Below are 21,277 nucleotides of genomic sequence, written 5' to 3'. Positions count from 1 at the left end.
TCTGCTGTTATTGGCGCCTCAGTTTGCAGTTGAGCGCGCAACTCAGTTTCCAGATGAACGTGTAGATGAACGCGCCGCTGACTACGCGCAGGCCTAGGCCAATGCGTGCGCCGCGCCCGGTCCGCCGGCCGTTTTCAGATCCAGTTTTTCGCGCCGCGTGGCCAGCCTACGCGGCGCCGCAACCGTAAGCACAAGAGGTACATGATGAATTCGTCCAATCCCGCCAGCGCACCGGTCTCGCAGACCCGTTCGTTCTCGACGGTTTTTCTGATCGAGATGTGGGAGCGCTTTGGTTACTACGGGATGGCCGCGCTGCTGGTCCTGTTCATGATCGACAAGCTGAACTTCACCGACAGCCACGCCACCCTCACGTGGGGCGCGTTCACGGCGCTGGTGTACGCATCGCCGTCGATCGGCGGCTGGATCGGCGACAAGATTCTCGGCGCGCGCCGCACGATGATCTTCGGCGCCGGCGTGCTGGCGGCCGGCTATCTGATGCTGGCGCTGCCGAACGACCAATTGAGCTACATGTACGCATCGCTCGGCGTGATCGTGGTGGGCAACGGGCTTTTCAAGGCGAATGCCGCGAATCTCGTGCGCCGCATCTATGAAGGCGACGACGCGCGCATCGACAGCGCATTCACGATCTATTACATGGCGGTCAATATCGGCTCGACGGCGTCGATGCTCGCGACGCCGTGGATCAAGGACCATTGGGGCTGGCACACGGCATTCGCGGTCTGCTGCGCGGGCATGCTGCTGTCGGTGCTGAACTACTTCATCATGTTCCGCACGCTCGCGCATATCGGCTCCGCGCCGGACGCTGAACCGATCCGCTGGAAACGCGTCGGCGCGGTCGCGCTGGGCGGTATCGCGCTCGGCACGGCAACCATGTTTGTGCTGCAGCACAAGGCGATCGCGGTGGCCTGCGTGTACACGGCGGGCGTCGCGATTCTGGCGATCTTCGGCTACATGCTGGTGAAGTGCGAACGCTCGGAGCGCTCGGGTCTGGTTGCCGCGCTGATCCTGACCGCGCAGGTGATCCTGTTCTTCGTGTTCTACGTGCAGATGTCGACGTCGCTCACGCTGTTCGCGCTGCGCAACGTCGATCCGCGCTTCATTCTGTTCGGCCAGACGTGGTTCACGTGGAGCGCCGCGCAGTTCCAGGCGCTCAATCCGATCTGGATCATGTTGCTGAGCCCGGTGCTCGCGCTGCTCTATACGAAGCTCGCGAAGAGCGGCAAGGACGTGCCGGTGGCGGTCAAGTACGCGTTCGGCTTCGCGGTGGTGGCGGCCGGCTTCTTCGTGTATGCGGCGAGCGGCAACTACGCGGTGAACGGACGCGTGTCGTCGTGGTTCATGGTGGGCGGCTACGGCTTGTATTCGCTCGGCGAATTGCTGGTGAGCGGGCTGGGTCTCGCGATGATCGCGCGCTACGTGCCGGCGCGGATGAGCGGCTTCATGATGGGCGCTTACTTCGTGGCAACCGGCGTGTCGCAGTATCTGGGCAGCGTGGTGGCGAACTTCGCGCAGATGCCGGCGGGCAATCTGGATCCGCTCGAATCGCTGCCGTTGTACACCAAGCTGTTTAACGGCTTGGGCTGGCTCGCGGCGTTGGGCGCGCTGATTGCCGTGCTGCTGTTGCCGCTGATGCGCAAGCTCTCGCGTGAGCATCAGCGTTGCAGCGACGAAGCGCGTGAGACCGTGCGGCAAGCGGCTGCATTGAGTGGGGTGATGGTGGAGTAATCTGCCGCGACGTGTAAAGCGGCGCCACGGCGCCGCTCACCGGCCACCGGCCGCAAGAAAGTACGCGCTGGCCGTTTGTCACCATGCGTCTGCCACTCTCGGCGGCGCAACAAAAATGGCGCGCCTCATATTATGGAGGCGCGCCATTTTGCGTTTTATGCGCCAGGCTCTCTTGCGAGGTAATCGCTCCTGCTCCGCGCATTTACTCCGGCATTTTCCGGAACGAAACCGCAATCCGGTTCCAGCCGTTGATCGCAATGATCAGCAAGGTCAGGTCGCTCATCTCCTGCTCGGTGAAATGCGGCTTTACCGCTTCCCACACTTCGTCCGGTACACGCGTTTGCGCGACCAGCGTGACCGATTCGGTCCATTCGAGCGCCGCGCGTTCGCGCTCGGTGAAGAACGGCGCTTCGCGCCATGCCGCTACCGTTGCCAGACGCCGCTCGGTTTCGCCGTGCTTGCGTGCGTCCGCCACGTGCATATCGAGGCAGAACGCACAGCCGTTCAGCTGCGACGCGCGGATCCGCACGAGTTCCGCGAGTGATTTGTCGAGCGTGCTTTTGCCGATGGTTTCTTCGAGCGCGAGCATCGCGCGGGTGCCGCTCGGGCTGGCCTTGTAGAAGTCGAGACGGGGTTGCATGAGCTGCTCCTTATCGAAAGTGTCCGCTCCGATGGCGGCGACGGAGGTAAGCTTACGGTCAGTACTGGTATTTCGGAATAACCATTTCTCGGATATTTCAGGTAACCACTCGGATGGATATCCATATCGCGGTCGAAGGGCGTCACGATCTGTCCGGACAGATCTACCGGCAGTTGCGTGCCGGCATACTCGAAGGGCGCCTCGCCGGCGGCACGCGTTTGCCGTCCACGCGCGATCTCGCCACGCAATTGGGTGTTTCGCGCAAAACCACGCTCGACGTGTTCGAACGGCTCCTCTCCGAAGGCTATCTGAGCGCACGCGCCGGTTCGGGCACCTTCGTCGCCGATGGTCTGGAGCGTCTGCCGGTGGAGCGCTCGTCGCATGCACTGGCCGCTGAGCCAGCGCGCGAACGGGCGAAGGCGAAACTGAAAGCCGCAGCGCGTGCCCAGCCGCTGTGGGAGCAGATGCCAGAGACCTTGCCGTTGCCGCGGTCTACGGTGGCCTCGCCGCACGATTTCGTCGGCGGCGCGACCGACAAGTCGTTGTTTCCCTTCGACGTCTGGCGCCGCTGCGTGAACCACGCATTGCGTGTGCAAGCGCGCGGCCCTGGCACATATCGCGACGTGGCCGGCGAGCAGGCGTTGCGCCTCGCGATTTCGCGCTACCTGGCGTTCAACCGCGCGGTCACGAGCAACTGGGACGACGTGATCGTCACGCAGGGCGCACAGCACGCGCTCGATCTGATCGCGCGCATCACGTTGCGGCCTGGCGAGATCGCGGCGCTCGAAGACCCAGGCTATCCGCCGGTCCAGGCATGCTTCACGGCCACGGGCGCACGCGTGGTGCCAGTGCCGGTGGACAATGAAGGCCTGATCGTGAGCAAGCTCCCGGACGCGGCGCGGCTCGTCTATGTGACACCCTCGCATCAGTTCCCGCTCGGCATGCCGATGAGTCTGGAGCGGCGCGTCGAGTTGCTGGAATGGGCGCAGAAACGCGGCGCCGTGATCATCGAGGACGACTACGACTGCGAGTTCCGTTTCGAAGGCCGGCCGATGGAGCCGCTGAAAAGTCTCGACCGCGCCGGTCTCGTCGCGTATGTGGGCACGTTTTCGAAGACGATTTTCCCGGAGCTACGGGTCGGCTACGTGGTGCCGCCGGTTTCCCTTTATGGGCCGCTCATCAAGGTCCGCCAGATCGCAGACTGCCATGGCTGCACGCTCACGCAAACCGCGCTTGCGACCTTCATGCTCAACGGCGACTTTGCCAAGCACCTGCGGCGCATGCACAAGACCTATGCGGCGCGCCGCGCGATGCTGCTGAAGCATCTGCAAGGCGATCTCGCGCCGTGGTTCGATCCGATCGTGCCGACCGCCGGCATCCATATGGCAACGCGGCTGAAGGCGCCGTTGACCGAGGCGGCGCTGGTGAGCGCCGCGCGTGAAGCCGCGATCGGTTTGTATGGACTCGCGCCGTTTTATCAGCGCGCGAAGCCGCAGCCCGGCTTGATGTTTGGTTACGGCAGCATCGCCGTCGAACATATCGACGCGGCGCTTACCAGGCTCGCTGACATTCTGCCGCGGCTCGCCCGCTGACGACTCAAAACACGCTCGAATATTACCTAAGCCTATCCTTGAAACGGCCTGCGATTTTCTGTCGCAGAACAACGTTAGCCGCCCCCCGGCAGAGACTTTCGCTGCAGGGGGCGTGTTTTTTCCGTCGCGTGAATCGGCGTGGCGAACGCGTCGTCGGCGAGCCACCGTTTCTGCATCGAGTCGCGATCCGTCGACGATCGCCCGGTACCGAAAGTGCCTCTATTCAGGCGTCGAAATGGCTTGTAACGCACGTTACGTGTTCGTGTTGCAGACCTCGCCGACGGACGTCGACGCACGTTTACCCGCTAAAACAAGGATCAAAATGTGTTGCGCAGTCTGCGCCGCGCAACAAACCTTCGCTGTTATACACAAAAGAGTCGCGCAAATCGTATTAGCGCTTGTAGAATCCGGCGTTGAAGCGCGCACATACCGTGTGCGCTTCGTGCAATTCACTGACCACTACAGGTAGGAGAAACATGCCGACTTCCGCAAAAAAGGTGGCCAAGAAGGCTGCTGCCCCGGTACCGACCAAGAAGGTTGCTGCAAAGAAAGTCCCTGCGAAGAAAGCCGTCGCAGCTAAGAAGGTCGCCGTGAAGGCGTCCAGCGCTCCGTCGCCGATCAAGGACACCTTCACGAAGGCCTCGCTGGCTGCACACGTCGCTGAACGCGCGGCTGTGGAACCGAAGACCGCCAAGGCCGTGCTGGCCGCGCTCGAAGACACGATCCTCGGCGCTGTGCACAAGAAGGGCGCTGGCGAATTCACGCTGTCGGGTCTTCTGAAGATCGTCGTGCAAGCTGTGCCGGCGAAGAAGAAGCGCTTCGGCAAAGACCCGTTCTCGGGCGAAGAGCGTTGGTTCCCGGCCAAGCCGGCTAGCGTGCGCATCAAGGCACGTCCGCTGAAGAAGCTGAAAGACGCAGCAGCAGGCTGATCGTGCTTCATGCGTTACCGCGGTTTTTGAGCGTGGGTTTTAGCGGTGCGTTTTTAGCCGTGTGCTGTTAACCGTGCGCCTTTAACTGTCGTTAACGTTTAAGCCGACCTGCAGTGCGAGTTGTCCGAATCCCCGTGGATGTGAATCCGCGGGGATTTTTTATGTGCGTCCGCCGTGGTGATGCGAACGCGCCGCCGCCCGCCACGGTGCCCCTTATGCACTGTACTAGCGCATCATGAGCGGTCGCAGTACGATGGCAGCGAGGCCATGCCGGTCAGGATGCGCTCTTGGCGTGCATGCACCGTGTTTAGCACGCGAAAAGCTCAATGGCATAGCGCTTGCTTGAACGATTGTCGAACACCGAATGCGCAGCGCATTCGCCTTCTATCCGACAACAAGAGCGGGGCGTGACATGCGATGCTATGACGAGATGCGTCATCATGACGATTCCGTGCGGCCACACTACGCGCGCTTTGAGCGGTGGCTGGTGCAGCAGGGCAATGAGGCGATCGCACGCAAGCGTGCGGAAGCCGACCTGCTGTTTCGCCGGGTCGGCATCACCTTCGCGGTGAATGGCGATTTGTCCGGCACCGAGCGGCTGATTCCCTTCGATCTGATTCCGCGCATCATTCCGCGCAGCGAATGGCAGACGCTGGAGGCCGGATTGCGCCAGCGGGTGCAGGCGCTCAATCTGTTTATCCACGACGTCTATCACGATCGCAACATCGTGCGCGCCGGTATCGTGCCGGCCGGACAGGTCTATACCAACGCGCAATACCGGCCTGAAATGCAGGGCGTCAATGTGCCGCTCGGTGTTTACGCGCATATCGCCGGGGTCGACGTGGTGCGCGCGGGCGACGAGGGCGACTTCTACGTGCTCGAAGACAACTTGCGGGTGCCGTCGGGCGTGTCCTATATGTTGGAAAACCGCAAGATGATGATGCGGCTTTTCCCCGAGTTGTTCGTGCAGAACCGCATTGCGCCGGTCGCGCATTATCCCGATCTGCTGCTCGACACACTGCGCTCGGTGGCGCCCGAAGGCGTCGACGATCCGGTCGTGGTGGTGCTCACGCCAGGCATGTACAACTCCGCGTATTTCGAGCACACGTTCCTCGCGCAGCAGATGGGCGTCGAACTGGTGGAAGGCAAGGATCTGTTCGTCGACGATAACTATGTGTTCATGCGCACCACGCAGGGGCCGAAGCGCGTCGACGTGATCTACCGCCGCGTCGACGACGATTTTCTCGACCCGCTCGCCTTCCGCAACGATTCGGCGCTGGGCGTGCCGGGTCTGTTGACCGCATATCGCGCCGGACGTGTCGCGCTTGCGAACGCCATGGGCACCGGCATCGCCGACGACAAATCGATCTACCCGTATGTGCCGGAAATGATCGAGTTTTACTTAGGCGAGAAGCCGATCCTCAACAACGTACCCACGTTCCAGTGCCGCAAGCCCGACGATCTCGCCTACACGCTCGCGCATCTGCCGGAGCTGGTCGTGAAGGAAGTGCACGGCGCGGGTGGCTACGGGATGCTGGTGGGACCGGCGTCGACGAAAGCCGAAATCGAATCGTTTCGCGAGCGCCTGATTGCGCGGCCCGCGGGTTATATCGCGCAGCCCACGCTGGCGCTCTCCGCGTGTCCGACCTTTGTCGAAGCGGGCATCGCGCCGCGCCATATCGACTTGCGGCCCTTCGTGCTGTCCGGCAAGAGTGTGACGATGTGCGCGGGCGGTCTGACGCGCGTGGCGTTGCAGGAGGGCTCGCTCGTCGTCAATTCGTCGCAGGGAGGCGGGACTAAAGACACGTGGATGGTCGACTGACGCAGTTGCCAATACGGTTGCCCATGCCGCAGCTGATGCAGCAACTCCTGTAGACATGCAGGCAACCGCGCCCGCAACCTAACGCGCCGGCAGATGAGTCAGACAGTCGCCGGCGCACACGGATAACCCGCGCGGACCTTTTACTTTCGCAAAGGTCTCGCGTCACCAGATACGGAATGCCGTCATGCTAAGCCGAACCGCCGATCACCTCTTCTGGATGGCCCGCTACATGGAGCGCGCGGAGAACACCGCCCGCATGCTCGATATCAACCTGAAGGCCTTGCTGTTGCCGCAAACGCCAGAACAGGAGTCGCGCGCGCAACGTTCGGTGCTGCGCATCTCCGAACTCGAATCTGCTTTCGCGCAAAGCTACGACGAACCGACCCGCGAACACGTGCTCGATTTCATGGTGGCAGATGCGACCAATCCGTCGAGCATTCACTCGTGCTTGCACGCCGCACGCGAAAACGCCCGCGCCGTGCGCGGCACCTTGACGACCGAATGGTGGGAAACCATCAACGACACCTGGCTCGAGTTCAACGAACTCGCCTCGTCCGGCCAGACGTCGAGCAATCCAGGCGCGCTATTCGAGTGGGTGAAGTTCCGTTCGCATCTGTCGCGCGGCGTGACGATCGGCACCGCGTTGCAGGACGATGCGTTCTTCTTCACGCAGCTCGGCACCTTTCTCGAACGCGCCGACAACACCGCGCGGATTCTCGATGTGCGCTTTGCCGACGTCGAGCCGAATTCACGCGATGCCGCGCGCCAGCTCGAAGACTTCTACTACTGGACCTCGATTCTCAGTTCGGTGTCGGCGCTGGAGATTTATCGCAAGGTGTATCGCGACGTCGTCACGCCGGCGCGAGTGGTCGAATTGATGATCCTGAACCAGCAGATGCCGCGCTCGCTGCTTGCTTCGCTCGAAGGCGTCTGCACGAATCTGGCGATGCTGCGCACGCCGGGCTCGAACCAGTGCGAACGGTTTGCCGGCAAGCTGCGCGCCGAGCTGGTGTACTCCGACATCCGGCAGATTTTCGAAGCCGGCCTGCACGCCTATCTGACGCAGTTCCTTGCTCGCGTGTTCGAGCTCGGCAATCTGGTTGCGCGTACCTATCTGATGCTGCCAGTCGCCTGACGGAGTTTTATTTATGTACCTGACGATCCGCCACGACACGTCCTATCGATACGAAGCGACGGTCCATTATTCGATCCAGCAACTGCGTCTGACACCGTCGAGCGGTGCCTCGCAGGTGGTGCGGCGCTGGAGCATCGACGCGCCCGGCAAGCTCGACGCTACCGTCGACGCCTACGGCAATGTGCTGCATACACTCGTCATCAACAAGCCGCATGGCGAGATTCGTCTGCATGTAGCAGGCGAAGTGGACACGATTCCGCTGATCGATGGCCGATTACCCGACGCCGTCGGCCCGATTCCGCTCGAGCATTTCACCTGCTCAACGCGTCTCACGGAGGCCGACGCGGCGATTCGCGAGCTGGCCGAATCGGTGCCGAGCCTCGCGAGCTCAAGCAATCTGATCGAGTTGTCCGAGCAGATCTTGCAGCGCGTGAAATACAACTCCGGCATCACCGAAGTCACCAGCACGGCTGCCCAGGCGCTCGCGCTCGGCAACGGCGTGTGCCAGGACCATGCGCACCTGATGCTGGCCTGCTGCCGCGCGCGCGGCATCCCGGCGCGTTACGTGAGCGGCTACATCGAACCCGGCGACGTCGGTCCCGAAGGACTTCCCCTTGGCGGAGAGCACGGCGCGAGTCACGCATGGGTCGACGTGTGGCTCGACGGCAAGGGCTGGATTTCCGTCGACGTCACGCACGCCGCGTTTGCCAGCGAGATTTACTGCCGGCTCGCTGTGGCGCGCGACTACGAAGCCGCCGCGCCGGTGCGCGGCCGGCGTATCGGCGGGCTGGAGGAGCAACTGAAGGTGTCCGTCACGGTCAGTGGGCAGATGCCGCAATAGCGGCGGGGGACGCGGCCAGCGGGGTGCCAGGGCCGCCCTTGACGGGTATCGCCTGGAGGGCGGCTCGGCGGCGGCCTGGCGGGGGGTTTGAATGAGCGTTAGCCCGCATAGCTGTTCAGATCGGGCCCGCGGCCACCGTAATGCGGATTAAGGCGCGTGCGCGCCGCATTACAATAGCGCAGTTCTGTCGTTTTTCGCGGGTACTTTTCCTTATGACTTACTGTGTCGCGATGTCCGTCGACGAAGGGCTCGTGTTCCTGGCGGACACGCGTACCAATGCGGGCGTCGATCACATCAGCACCGCGCGCAAGATGTCGGTGTTCGAGCAGCCAGGCGAGCGCATGCTCGTGCTGCTGGGCGCCGGCAATCTGTCGATCACGCAAGCGGTGCTGCACGAGTTGTCCGAGCCCGCCGATCCGTCGCAACCCACGCTCTGGAGCGCGCCCACCATGGCCGATGCGGCCCGCGTGATCGGCCGCGCGGTGCGCCGCGTGCATCAACGCGAGGCCGAAGCGTTGCAGGAATTCGGCGTCGACTTCAATTGCAGCTTCATTCTCGGCGGCCAGATCGCGGGCAACCGGCCGCGCCTGTTCATGATCTACGCGGCGGGGAATTTCATCGAAGCGTCGGCCGTGAACCCGTATTTCCAGATCGGCGAGGCAAAATACGGCAAGCCGATCATCGATCGCGTGCTGACACCGTCGACGCCACTCGACGAAGCGGCCAAGTGCGCGCTCATTTCAATGGATTCGACGCTGCGTTCGAATCTTTCGGTCGGGCTGCCGCTCGATCTGCTGGTTTACGAGAAAGATTCGCTGCGCGTCACGCGTTTCGTGTCGATCGATCACGACAATGCGTACTTCGAGATGATTCACAGCACGTGGGGGGAGCGGCTGCGTCAGGTATTCGGCGAGATTCCCGATCCGGACTGGCAGGATTCGCCCAATGTGCCGCTACTGCAGCGCGAGCGTGCGCTGGTGCTGCATCGTGCGCCGGTGGGGGCGGACGGCGTGGAGCATGAGTTCGATGCGAAGCCGGCGCAGACATTGGCGCAGGCGGAGAAGGGAAAGGCCCAGCGCCGCTAGGCAGTTCAGCGTGGATCTACGGCTACGGGCCGGGAGCATCGCAGCAAGGTCGTCGCGAGCCTGTTAAAGGCTTGCCGGCGGCCTTTTTCATTGGTTCCATCGGTTGAGTTGATCGCGATGAACGCTTGCGGTGCGCGTCGAACTCTCCATCGATCTGCGGTCTGGTCTCCACATGACAGGGGTCGCCGCGTGCGCCAGAACCGGCAGGCGAAAAAAAACCAGCCACAGGCTTGCGCCCGTGGCTGGTTTTCGAACTGCGTGTTGCTTCAGCAGTCCGTTAAGCTTGATTAGAACTTGTGGCGGATGCCCAGGCTAACCATTTCTTGCGAGTTGGAAGCCGAGTTGTAGCCGTACGAACCGATCGATGCGCCAGCCGAGACCAGTTGGCCGCTCGAGTTACGCTGTTCGCCGCTTGCGTGTTGCCATGCGCCGACCAGGTAGACGTCCGTGCGCTTCGACAGGTTGTAGTCGCCGCCCAGGGAAACCTGGTTGTACTTTGCGCTCGAGTCGCCCGTGCCCTTCGTGTAGATGTAGCCCACGCCCACCAGCATAGCCGGCGTTGCCTGGTAGCCAAAGTACACGCCGCCGACGTTGTACTTCTCGGTCGAACCGAAGCCCGAATTCGCATCCGGCTTGTATTGCGCATTGCTGTAGCGCAGGTTGACCGTGAACGGGCCTGTCACGTATTGCGCTGCGACCGAAGCGATGCCGATCGACTTGGCTGCAGCGTAGGCCGAGTTGACCTGGCCGTCGAACGTACCGTCCGACGTGCTGCCGTTCCAGCCTGCCGTCGGCGGCGTGCCAGCCGTGCGGCTAGCCAGCGTGTTGCCGTTGTCGGCGCGGAAGTAGCCTGCAGCCACGCTGAACGGACCCGTTGCGTACGTTGCAGCGCCCGACCACGTTTGACCCGAACCCGTTTGACCCGCCACGCCACCCAGCGCGTACATGCCTTCGAACTGGAGGCCGCCCCACACCGGCGAGGTGTACTTGATGGCGCTGTTCGTGCGCGAGGAGTTGTCGTTGTTATCGACGTCGCCCGGCGTTGTGAAGGTGGAACCGAAGTAGTTGTCACCCGTCAGCGGCTGAACCAGGTCGACCAGCGGGTCGTACTGACGACCCAGCGTGACCGTGCCCCACTGGTCGCCCGTCAGGCCGACGTAGGCTTGACGACCGAACATCCGGCCGCCTTGATTCAGCTTGCCGGTGTTCACGTCAAAGCCGTTTTCCAACTGGAAGATTGCCTTCAGGCCACCGCCGAGGTCTTCCGTGCCCTTCAGGCCAAAACGATCGCCTTGCAGGTTGCCGGCGACCATCGCGACCAGATTCTTATTCTTACCAGCTGCGTCTTGTGTGTTGTGAACGTACTGGATCGATTCATCGATCAGGCCGTAAAGGGTAACGCTGCTTTGAGCATGCGCCATGCCGGTGACGCCGAGAAGCGCCAGCGAGAGGGTAGACAGTGCGACTCGTTTCATCCATTTCTCCACGCAGATGATTAGTTTGTTGTTGCGAAAAGGAGAATAGCTCACTGCCTCAACCGATAAGAACTGGAAAAAAAAGACTGTCTCCAAAAACCGACAGAAGGTGCAAAGCCTTGTATTTAAAGCCCGTTAACGATTGTTGCTATTTTCGCAATATTGAATCACTGACTGCGCATTATTGTTGTTTGGTTGACAGTGACGGCTTCGGTACCTGCGATTTGGACACTTGTTTGAATGGTCTTTGTAACCTAGTCGTCTAACTGTTGCAGCCGTTGTGCAGCGCCCGTATAAAAATGGAGCCGCGTCGCGCTTGACGGGCGCGCTAGACAGAATTTATGCGTTGTGAGCATTGCAATCACTGTGATTGCAATTTTTGGCCGAGCCGCCGCACTTCCTACTCGCGCCGGCTGTTGTCGTCCCCGCTGCGGCGCGCCATGGCAGCGGCTGCCAGGCCGGCCGCTGCCGCAAACAGCACCGAGGTCCACGGATGCCGTTTGACATAGCGATCGGCCGCAACGGCGGTGCGGCCCGCTTCTACGAGCGTGACGGCGGCGAAGTGTGTCGCCTGCGCTTCGGCAAGGACGACGGTCCGGCCGAGCTTGACCGCGGCCGCTCGTGCGGAAGTCTTCTTCCGCCTTTGCATCCGTGACAAAGCTGACGCCGGAGCAGCGGTGGCAAGCGCAGAAGCGGCTGCTCCAGTTGCAGGCGCAAACCTGGCAGCACGGGCTTCGCGATCTTCCATGCGAGGCACAGCATCCGCCGATACCGTCGATGCCGCCAGCACCGAAGCGAGCTTGGCACGGCTGCCCGGCGGCGACTCTTCCTGCATGCCCCAGCCGCCGCGCGGATCGTGCATGCGCCCGCGCGCCGCCGAAAACTCCGCGCCGAGCAGGAGCACGGCGGCCGAGAAGTACAGCCACATCAGCAGCACCGCCAGCGAGCCGGCCGCGCCGAACGAGCTCGCCATCCCCGCGTGCGCGATATATAGCGCAAACAGCTTCTTGCCGGCCGAGAACAGCACGGCCGCGACGATCCCGCCGACGAGCGCATCGACCCAGCGCACCTTGGCGTCCGGCAGAAACTTCAGCAGGCCGGCAAAGGCGAAGGCCAGCACCAGCAAGCCGACGCCGAGTTGCAGCAGATTGCCGATCACCACGTACGGCGAGTCGCCCCACAGCCATTTGCCGACGAACGTGATGACCGTATCGAGCACCAGCGAGACGATCAGCAGGAACGCGACACCGAGCACCAGGCCGAACGAAATCAGCCGCACGCGCACCATCGCGATCACGCTCGACGAGCGTGGGCCGGTATATGGCCACACCAGATTGAGTGCGCTATTGAGCGACGAGAAGGTCGCCGAGGCGCCGATCGCCAGCATCGAGAACGAAATGATCGCCGCGATGCCACCGGCGCTGCCGCTGTGATGGGCGTTCTCAACGATGGTTTGCACGCCCGCGGCGGCCTGGTCGCCGAGCAGGCCGTGAATGTGGGTGAACAGTTCGCCGCGCGCGGCTGCGGCGCCGAAGAACCAGCCTGCCACGGCGATCACCATGACCAGCGTGGGCGCGAGCGAGAATGCCGCATAGAAGGCGATGCTGGCGGCCATGGCCGCGCAGCGGTCGTCGGCAAACTGCTTGAATGCGCCGATTGCCCAATTGGCCTGCTTGCGGGCCACCAATCGGAGCTTCTCGGCGGAAAGCGTGTCGATGTCCATGGTCGTTCTTCTCAATGGGATGGTGGCGCCGGATACGCCACGCGCGTGCCGTTGAGGTGGCCTGAGGCGGCGTCAACGCAGGCTTGGCATCGACGCCTTCCGCAAAGTGTGTGCCTGTCACTATAACAAGCGCTGCATGCATGTGCGCGCGATACGCCGCAGGCACGGGTGCCGTTAGAATGCCGCTGGACCTTCACACTCTTATCACCATGCACTCGCACGAACTCGTCAAGCAACTGGATGTCATTCCCGCGGAACAACTGAGCGCGCATTTGCCGGCGCATGTCGTCGAGAATCTGCCGGCCCAGGGCGTGACCGTATTTGCCGTTAGCGACGACGCTTCGGACACCGCCGAATTCAGTGCGCGCTACGGCTTCGGCCTCGAGGACTGCGCCAACACGATCGTGATCCGCTACAAGAAGGCGGGCGCCGAGCATTACGCGGCGCTGGTCTCGCTGGGTTCGCTGCGTCTGGACATCAATGGTGCGGTAAAAGCTGCGCTGGGCGCGCAGCGCCTTTCGTTCGCCAAACGGGAGGCCGCCGTGGAGCATAGCGGGATGGAGTTCGGCGGAATTACTGCCTTCGGCTTGCCGGAAGACTGGCGTATTCTCGTCGACGCCGCAGTCATGGAGCGTACTCAGATCGTGATGGGGGCAGGGGTGCGAGCGGCCAAGCTACTGTTGGCGCCCGAGGTGCTGCAGCAGTGGCCGCGCTGTGAAGTTGCCTCGCTTGCGCTGCCGGAAGGGCAGTGATCGAGCCAGTTGCGCTCATATTCGATGTTTCGGCGCGCATGGTGCGCGTGACGCCGCAAGCGGTGTCACGCAGCCGGTTGCGTGACTGCGTGACTGTGCCTCGCATGCGCGTTTGCTCAGATGATCAGTCGTGAGACCTTGGTGCCTTCGAGCGATATACCGGCCATCAGGCCGCCATTCGTCAGCACAAAAGCTTCCACCGGGCTGGTGGCGGTCGAGGTATCCACCGCGCCGTTCGCGCCGACCTTCAGCACGGCGACCGTTGCATCGGCGCCTGCTGCCCACCCCTGGCTGCTGAGGAATGTGTCGAACGCGTCTTGCGTCATGAACAGGAAGATGAGCGCTTTGGACTGCGCGCCGATCTGCAAACCGAACGAACCCGCAACGGTGCTGTAGTAGCCCGTCGTGCGGCCGGCCACGCGCAACGCGCCTTCGCCGTATTGCCCGCCGACCCAGAAGCCCGCCGAAATCACCGACGGGAACACGAGCACGCCGCGCGCTTTGTCGACCAGTTCATGCGACCCTGTGACGTTCGCGTAGAGCCGTGACAGGGTGGAATCGACGCCGGCGTTGATCGTGTCGCGCTTGCCGGCGTTCGCCGAAGACGACGTGCTCGAGGATGGCGACGTGGTCGTGCAGCCGGCGAGGCCAAGACCCGCCGTAGCCAAAGCGGCGCTCGTGGTCATGATGAATTGTCGTCTGCGCATGATGGTTCTCCTTGTGCATGATGAAGGTTGCGTTTTTTGTTCGACGTTGCGTGCCGCGGCGCCGGTAAGTCCGTATGCCGCCAGCCCGCACGCCTGCTAACCAGCATTTGGCGTGCCTGACGCCGCGGGTTGTGCATCAGACAGCCGTCATGCGCTGACGTTCGCGCGGGGATTCACGGCGTTCAACGCCGCATCCCCGTCGATCCCTACGCCGCCGGGCGGATATTCTGATTGTGGCGGAACAGGTTTTGCGGGTCGTAGCGGTTCTTCGCGGCGACGAGGCGCTCGTAGTTCGGCCCATACGCGTCAGCCACCCGGCCGCCTTCCTCCTGTGTCATGAAGTTGACGTACACGCTGCCTAGCGCGAACGGTGCGGCCGCGTCGAAGAAAGCGCGAGCCCAGGCTATGCAGCGCTCGTCGTCGCTCGCGTCGTCCCAACGGCCGTGCACGTTCATCGCATACTGCGTGTCGCGGCTCGAATAGGCTGTGGCTTCGACCGGCACCCGGGTCGTCTGTGCGCCGATCTGCCCGAAGAAAATTTCGCATTGAGGCGACGGCAGCCTGTTGATCGCATCGAGCAGCGCATCGATGAGGCCGTCCGGTATGCCGTCGAGGTTGTGCGACTTCCAGTAGTTACGAGCGCCCGGTGTAAGCAGGGGATCGAACGCCTGTTGCCACATGGCGTACGGCATCGGCCCAAGATGTTCGCCGAGCGGCGTGCCGAAGCCGCGCACGGCCTCCACCACGGACGGTCCGTTTTCGACGGGGCCCGTGTAGCACATCGCGAATACGATGACCGGCTTGCCGTGCGCCTCGGGCGGCAGGAACGGCAGCGGTGGCGCGAGCCGCAAAACGGCCCATACGCTCAACTCGTCCGGCATCTGTTCCGCAGCCGTGCGGTACTGGTGCAGGGCATGCTTCGCCTGATCCAGCGGCAGCACGACGAGGCCGCCGTATACGAGTGGCCCTACGGGATGCAGCGCGAACTCGAAGCGCGTCACCACGCCAAAATTGCCGCCGCCGCCGCGAATCGCCCAGAACAGATCTTCATGCGAGTCGGCGCTTGCGTGCAGCAACTCGCCGTCGGCGGTGACCACGTCCGCTGAAATCAGATTGTCGACGGTCATGCCATATCTGCGGCTCAGCCAGCCGAACCCGCCACCCAGCGTCAGACCTGCTACGCCGGTGGTCGAGTTGATGCCAAGCGGCGTGGCGAGCCCGAACGCTTGCGCTTCGTGGTCGAAATCGCCGAGCGTAGCGCCAGGCTCGACATGCGCGCGCCGCGCTGCCGAATCGATATAGACCGATTTCATCGGCGACAGGTCGATCACGAGACCTTCGTCGCACAGCGCGGTGCCGGCGATGTTATGGCCGCCGCTGTGCACCGCCAGCGGCAGACCGTTGTCGCGCGCGAATGCTACGCCGCGGCGCACGTCGGCCACGCCGGCGCAGCGCAGGATCATCGCCGGATGCCGGTCGATCATTGCATTCCAGATGCTGCGGGCCTCGTCGAAACCCGCGTCGCCGGGCAGCAACAATTCGCCTCGGATCGCGGCCTTGAGTTCTTCAGCGGCGCTGCTGGACACGCTAACCATGACACACCTCCAGACATAGTGGGAGACGCTCTCGCAACACCGTTGAACTGAACAAAGTAAATTGAAAGCGTCTGGACAGGTTCAATTTGCGTCCAGTAAACGGCTCTGCTTCCGTAAGTCAAACAAAGGTAAACCCGTGTCTGCGATCGAGGCCGCGCGAAAGCGCGTGCGGCAAGTGTCCGGCGTCGCGGCGCGGGTCATGGCTGTTGCCGCCGCAACATATGGTGGAAATGCTTCGAGAAAAGGCCGCGAGAAGAAGTGTTGGTTGCGCGCCGCGGTGGTGGCTGCGCGGCGACACTTTTGTGCCCGAAAGCTGGCATTTTCGTTTGCGCGCATTTGCGGGCAGGGCAAACGGTGCTCGTCCATGGCGGGGCGGGCGGTGTCGGATACGTCTCAGTGGAGTTGGCGCTCGCGCCCGGCGCGAAAGTCTTTGCGACAGTTAGCGAACGCGAACGCGAACGCGGCGTGGTCGAGGCGCTCGGTGCTACGCCGATCGATTACCGTGCGCAGCCGGTTGAGCGATATGTCCGGTCGGCGACGGACGGCGTGGGTTTCGACCTGGTCGTCGTGAAGACGCCGTCCACGATCAGATTTTGGCCAGTGATTTGCATTGTCTGTGTGATTGCCCTCACTTCCATTTTTGCAAATTCTCTTTTGTGTCCGGACAAACGCTTATATGAAACGTTTATTCGCGTCACGGTCTACTTCTCTCCTCGGATGCTGCGCATCCTGCGGGTGATAGGTCAGTTTGCGGCTGTTCTATTCATCTGATGAAGAGATCCACTCGTTAAATGGCTGTAATAGTTTGGACTGCGTATCTAAAGGCAGAAGTTGCCGGCGTTTCAGAAGCGCGGAAATTGACGTTCTTTGACAGACGCGCAACGAAATTAATCGGCAAAAGGCCATCAATATCGCATTGCGTGGGCTAGCGCACGGTCACTGGAGGGCGCTCCGCATAACTTCAACGTCAATCGGGTCCTGCTGTGCTCTTTTCAAGGCTTTGTTCGCGCGCAGCGAGTCGTTCGTCCCGGATCACTTCAATTCGGATCGGGATTATTCGTGGGAGAGAAGTCGAGCGTCACGCTATGTTCGTGCGGCGCGCGGCAATGTCGACCGGGCTTTGAAGTTTCATTTTTTAACAGCGAACAGAGATTCACTCCTTATCTGGATCCGTATTTCGAGATATATGTTTAGGAGAATGAAATGAAGAAGCAGAGCGGGGACGCGCGGGCGTTGGGGACAGGCAAAGCAGTATTGGCGGTTGCTGTGAGTCTTTATGCGGCGATGGCGGGCGCTCAAACGAGTCCGGCGGTACCTGAGGCGCCGTCGGCAGATTCGACGAAGCTGATGGTTGCGCAAGCATCGCCGATCGGTTGTGCACTATCCGGTGCGCCTGCCTGCAAGAAGGAGGACGGTGGATCGCGGGCGGCCGGCGGCGGTGGCGTGTCAGCGGCCGCGGGTCCGGGGTCGACGTCGGGTTCGGGTTCGAATTCGGGTTCGAATTCGGGTTCGAATTCGGGTTCGAATTCGGGCTCACAGAGCAGCAACGGCAGCGGAAGTTCGGCGACTGGGTCGAGCGCGGCTGGACTAGGTGCAGGGGGCGCGGGGAGTGACAGTGGGGGGAAGGGCGGGGCAGGCAGTGGCGGGGAGGGAAGTGGCGGGACTGGTAGTGGCGGGACGGGAAGCGGTGGGACGGACGGCAATGGCGACGGCGGTGGTAACGGCGGACACCACGGCGGAGATGGTGGCCATGGCGATGGTGGTCATGGCGATGGTGGTCATGGCGATGGCGGTCATGGCGACGGTGGCCATGGCGATAGTGGTCATGGCGATGGCGGTCATGGCGACGGCGGTCATGGTGACGGCGGCCACGGCGATGGCGGTCATGGCGACGGCGGTCATGGTGATGGCGGTCATGGTGATGGCGGTCATGGCGATGGCGGTCATGGCGATGGCGGTCATGGCGACGGCGGTCATGGCGACGGCGGTTATGGTGATGGCGGTCATGGCGATGGTGGTCGTGGTGACGGCGGCCATGGCGACGGCGGTCATGGCGATGGCGGCCACGGCGATGGCGGTCATGGTGACGGCGGTCATGGCGACGGTGGTCGTGGTGACGGCGGCCATGGCGATGGCGGTCATGGTGACGGCGGCCATGGCGATGGCGGTCATGGTGCCGGCGGCCACGGCGATGGCGGTCATGGCGATGGCGGTCGTGGTGACGGCGGCCATGGCGATGGTGGTCGTGGTGACGGCGGCCATGGCGATGGAGGTCATGGAGACGGCGGTCACGGCGATGGCGGCCACGGCGATGGCGGTCATGGTGATGGCGGTCATGGCGATGGCGGTCGTGGTGACGGCGGCCATGGCGATGGTGGTCGTGGTGACGGCGGCCATGGCGATGGAGGTCATGGAGACGGCGGTCATGGCGATGGCGGCCACGGCGATGGCGGTCATGGTGATGGCGGTCATGGCGATGGCGGTCATGGCGACGGTGGCCACGGTGCCGGCGGCCATGGCGATGGTGGTCGTGGCGACGGCGGTCATGGTGATGGCGGTCATGGTGACGGTGGCCACGGTGCCGGCGGCCATGGCGACGGCGGTCATGGCGACGGTGGCCACGGTGCCGGCGGCCATGGCGATGGTGGCCGTGGCGACGGCGGTCATGGTGATGGCGGTCATGGCAATGGCGGCCATGGTGACGGCGGCCATGGTGATGGCGGCCATGGCGATGGCGGTCATGGTGATGGTGGTCATGGCGACGGTGGCCACGGTGCCGGCGGCCATGGCGATGGTGGTCGTGGCGACGGCGGTCATGGCGACGGTGGCCATGGCGATGGTGGTCGAGGCGATGGCGGCCACGGCGACGGCGGTCATGGTGGTCACGGCGACGGCGGCAAAGGCAGCAGCGGCCAGGGCCACGGCGGCGGCTTCGGCAGCGGCGGCAATGGCGGTGGTTACGGCGGTGGCCGCGGCCACTGACGCAGCGGGCGCTCCTCAGCGCGCGGGCAGCCGGCAGCCGGCAAACGGCTTCCCGCGCTGACGTCCCGGCCGGGATCACGTGAGCGGATAGCCCACCATCCGCTCACCCTCACGCCCGCCAATCCCGCGCAAAAGAGAAACAGAAAGAAACAGAGAAACCAATGCGGGATATTTCAGAAAGTAAAAAATCCCATCGACGGATTCGCCTTCAACCCAAAGGCAACTCCGCCGGTGCGATGAACCCCTACACCCTGCACATCTTCCCGAGCAGGAAAGCCAACCGCTACCCCGAGCCCCTTGTCGCACCGCTTCAGTCACCTACCTTCTCAAGTTCGGCAAGCATTCGCTCGACGCGATCCGCGGGATCGGAGTCGGCTCGACAACGTTTGAGCGCGCGGCATCACACAGGTACTCGCAAGAATCGGCTTGTGCAATGACAACCGCCTCGGCAAAACGCGTTGGCCAGTCGAGCGCTCGATTGCATGGATTCACACGTCTCGACGTCTGAAGACTCGCTGCGAAAGCTATGCTGATGTTGAAGATGTCTTCCTGTCTCACTACTCAATTCCTCAATATATTTAGTTATACATGCTATTGCGCGTGCGGCGGCGCAAGCCGCAGTACCGGTGACCCGAGAAGTGCCGCCGCAAACGCCTTCGACCTCGATAGAGATGGCCGATGTCGCCAGCCATCCGGCGTCAGTTAGCGGCACAGCGATTCGCCCTGCCATTCGATCGACGATTTTCGTCGGGCGCAATCAGGTCGGCCAGAACATGCCGAGCGCAGCGAGCCCCATTGCCGCGGTCGCAATCCAGCCGAGCCAGCGCAACCAGCCGGTTACCACGAACTGGCCCATGACCTTGGGGCTCGCCGCCATCACCATGACCAGCGCCATGATTGGCACGGCCGCGACGCCGTTGATCACCGCACTCCAATACAGTGCTTTGATTGGGTCGAGCCGCATGAACGTGAGCGCAATGCCGCCGAGAATCGCTACGGCGATCACGCCATAGAACCGCTTCGCCAGATTCACCTGCAACGCCAGGCTGTTGCGCCATTTCATCGTGCCCGCAGCCGCGTAAGCGGCCGAACCCGCCAGCACCGGCAACGCTAGCAGGCCCGTGCCGATGATGCCGAGACTGAACAGCGCAAACGCCATGTTGCCGGCAATCGGCTTGAGCGCGCTGGCGGCATCGGCGGTGGTTTTTACTTCAATGTGGTGCGCGTGCAGCGTGGCGGCGGCGGTGAGCATGATGAAAAATGCCACGCCGTTCGACACGGCCATCCCGACCCACGTGTCCGTATTGATTCGCTTCAGTTGTGCGGACGCCTGTAGCGGCGCGCGCAATAGCGGTTGCTCAGCCGGTTTCGAGCGGATCTCCTCGACTTCCTGCGACGCTTGCCAGAAGAAGAGATAGGGGCTGATCGTCGTCCCGAGCACTGCGACCACGGTGGTCAAATAGTCACTCGACAATTGGACTGGCGGTTTCACGATGCTCAGGCCGACGGCTTTCCAATCGATCGGAATCACGAAGATGATGGCGACATAGGCGAACAACGCGAGCGTCAGCCATTTCAGAATGTTCGCGTAGCGTTCGTATGGAATGAATACCTGCATTAGCAGCGATGCTGTGCCGAACAACGCGACGTAGAGTTGGACCGGGCCGCCGATCACCAGTTTGGCGGCGGCGCCCATTGCCGCGAGATCGGCCGCGATATTGATGGTGTTGGCCACCAGCAGAACCAGTACCGCGAGATACAGGAGCGGAGCGGGGTAGTGGCGGCGCAGATTGGTTGCGAGTCCGCTACCCGTCACCCGCCCCATGCGCGCACTGACCAGCTGTATCGACACCATCAGCGGGTAAGTAATCAGCAACGTCCATAGCAGTCCAAAGCCGAATTGCGCGCCGGCCTGCGAATAGGTGGCGATACCGCTCGGGTCGTCGTCCGCGGCGCCGGTGATCAGGCCAGGGCCTAGCCGCTTCATCCAGGAGCGTTCGTCGATGTCTTCAACGACAAGTTCCGGTTCCAGGTTTTCAGTGGTCATCGTCATCCGCCTGCAAAGGGAACCGGTGTTGAGCTGCCGCTCATATAGAAGCGCGTGTGCGCGTCTGGTGGCAACGGTACGCGTCGCTCATCGAGAAGTAGCATTCTCTATGCCTGCACCTGCACCCCCGGCCTTGCGGCGCAATTGCCCCCGCGTCCGGGATTGTTTGCAGCGCTGGGCGACGGCATAGGACATGTCATCCGCTA

At 62.7% G+C, this 21,277-nt stretch carries 16 protein-coding genes; 9 read left to right on the top strand and 7 right to left on the bottom strand.

Going from position 1 to position 21,277, the window contains the following annotated elements; translation table 11 throughout:
• Positions 1-204 precede the first annotated feature (204 nt).
• Entirely contained in the window at positions 205-1,746 is a 1,542-nt protein-coding gene (locus AYM40_RS31645; protein WP_063500837.1) for a peptide MFS transporter, read from the top strand.
• A gap of 202 nt (positions 1,747-1,948) precedes the next feature.
• Here the strand turns inward: AYM40_RS31645 and AYM40_RS31640 are convergent, their stop codons facing one another.
• Positions 1,949-2,386: a carboxymuconolactone decarboxylase family protein gene (locus AYM40_RS31640; RefSeq protein ID WP_063499932.1), complete on the bottom strand. Its 438-nt coding sequence runs from the start codon at positions 2,384-2,386 to the stop codon at positions 1,949-1,951.
• A gap of 113 nt (positions 2,387-2,499) precedes the next feature.
• Between AYM40_RS31640 and AYM40_RS31635 the strand changes: the two genes are divergently transcribed.
• The 6 genes from AYM40_RS31635 to AYM40_RS31610 all read left to right on the top strand — a co-directional run bounded on the left by AYM40_RS31635 (position 2,500) and on the right by AYM40_RS31610 (position 9,790).
• On the top strand, positions 2,500-3,978 hold the full coding sequence (locus tag AYM40_RS31635; RefSeq protein ID WP_063499931.1) for a PLP-dependent aminotransferase family protein: 1,479 nt from the start codon (positions 2,500-2,502) through the stop codon (positions 3,976-3,978).
• Positions 3,979-4,454: 476 nt separating this feature from the next.
• Positions 4,455-4,907, top strand: a complete 453-nt coding sequence (locus tag AYM40_RS31630; protein WP_007177969.1) for an HU family DNA-binding protein — start codon at positions 4,455-4,457, stop codon at positions 4,905-4,907.
• A 412-nt stretch (positions 4,908-5,319) separates the two neighbouring features.
• A complete protein-coding gene (locus tag AYM40_RS31625; protein WP_063500836.1) occupies positions 5,320-6,729 on the top strand; it encodes a circularly permuted type 2 ATP-grasp protein in 1,410 nt (469 codons plus the stop codon).
• A gap of 184 nt (positions 6,730-6,913) precedes the next feature.
• Positions 6,914-7,864, top strand: a complete 951-nt coding sequence (locus tag AYM40_RS31620) for an alpha-E domain-containing protein (RefSeq protein ID WP_063499930.1) — start codon at positions 6,914-6,916, stop codon at positions 7,862-7,864.
• A 13-nt stretch (positions 7,865-7,877) separates the two neighbouring features.
• Entirely contained in the window at positions 7,878-8,705 is an 828-nt protein-coding gene (locus AYM40_RS31615; RefSeq protein WP_063499929.1) for a transglutaminase family protein, read from the top strand.
• A 212-nt stretch (positions 8,706-8,917) separates the two neighbouring features.
• Positions 8,918-9,790, top strand: a complete 873-nt coding sequence (locus AYM40_RS31610; protein WP_063499928.1) for a proteasome-type protease — start codon at positions 8,918-8,920, stop codon at positions 9,788-9,790.
• A 287-nt stretch (positions 9,791-10,077) separates the two neighbouring features.
• Here the strand turns inward: AYM40_RS31610 and AYM40_RS31605 are convergent, their stop codons facing one another.
• Positions 10,078-11,265, bottom strand: a complete 1,188-nt coding sequence (locus AYM40_RS31605) for a porin (protein WP_063499927.1) — start codon at positions 11,263-11,265, stop codon at positions 10,078-10,080.
• A gap of 400 nt (positions 11,266-11,665) precedes the next feature.
• Positions 11,666-12,988, bottom strand: a complete 1,323-nt coding sequence (locus AYM40_RS31600) for a YihY/virulence factor BrkB family protein (RefSeq protein ID WP_063499926.1) — start codon at positions 12,986-12,988, stop codon at positions 11,666-11,668.
• 209 nt (positions 12,989-13,197) lie between these two features.
• Here AYM40_RS31600 and AYM40_RS31595 point away from each other — a divergent pair, with 209 nt between their 5' ends.
• Positions 13,198-13,740 (top strand): YbaK/EbsC family protein, encoded by a 543-nt coding sequence (locus AYM40_RS31595; RefSeq protein ID WP_063500835.1) that lies wholly within the window; start codon positions 13,198-13,200, stop codon positions 13,738-13,740.
• A 116-nt stretch (positions 13,741-13,856) separates the two neighbouring features.
• On the opposite strand, the gene AYM40_RS31590 is transcribed toward AYM40_RS31595, so the two are convergent.
• Together AYM40_RS31590 and AYM40_RS31585 are read right to left on the bottom strand one after the other, a co-directional pair.
• The gene (locus tag AYM40_RS31590) at positions 13,857-14,447 is read right to left on the bottom strand and encodes a YSC84-related protein (RefSeq protein WP_063499925.1); all 591 of its coding nucleotides are present in this window, start codon (positions 14,445-14,447) and stop codon (positions 13,857-13,859) included.
• Between the two features lie 206 nt (positions 14,448-14,653).
• Positions 14,654-16,042 carry an FAD-binding oxidoreductase gene (locus AYM40_RS31585; protein ID WP_063499924.1) on the bottom strand — a complete coding sequence of 463 codons (1,389 nt, stop codon included), beginning with the start codon at positions 16,040-16,042 and terminating at the stop codon, positions 14,654-14,656.
• Between the two features lie 396 nt (positions 16,043-16,438).
• Between AYM40_RS31585 and AYM40_RS43920 the strand changes: the two genes are divergently transcribed.
• A complete protein-coding gene (locus AYM40_RS43920; RefSeq protein WP_148662368.1) occupies positions 16,439-16,813 on the top strand; it encodes a hypothetical protein in 375 nt (124 codons plus the stop codon).
• Positions 16,814-17,629: 816 nt separating this feature from the next.
• Here the strand turns inward: AYM40_RS43920 and AYM40_RS43315 are convergent.
• Positions 17,630-19,021: a hypothetical protein gene (locus AYM40_RS43315; protein ID WP_158515365.1), complete on the bottom strand. Its 1,392-nt coding sequence runs from the start codon at positions 19,019-19,021 to the stop codon at positions 17,630-17,632.
• 760 nt (positions 19,022-19,781) lie between these two features.
• Entirely contained in the window at positions 19,782-21,071 is a 1,290-nt protein-coding gene (locus tag AYM40_RS31560; protein WP_063500834.1) for an NRAMP family divalent metal transporter, read from the bottom strand.
• Positions 21,072-21,277: the final 206 nt, after the last annotated feature.

This window comes from Paraburkholderia phytofirmans OLGA172, assembly GCF_001634365.1.
Lineage (GTDB): Bacteria > Pseudomonadota > Gammaproteobacteria > Burkholderiales > Burkholderiaceae > Paraburkholderia.
The sequence above is the reverse complement of the archived record's forward strand: the minus strand, read 5'-3'. Positions and strand labels throughout refer to the sequence as shown.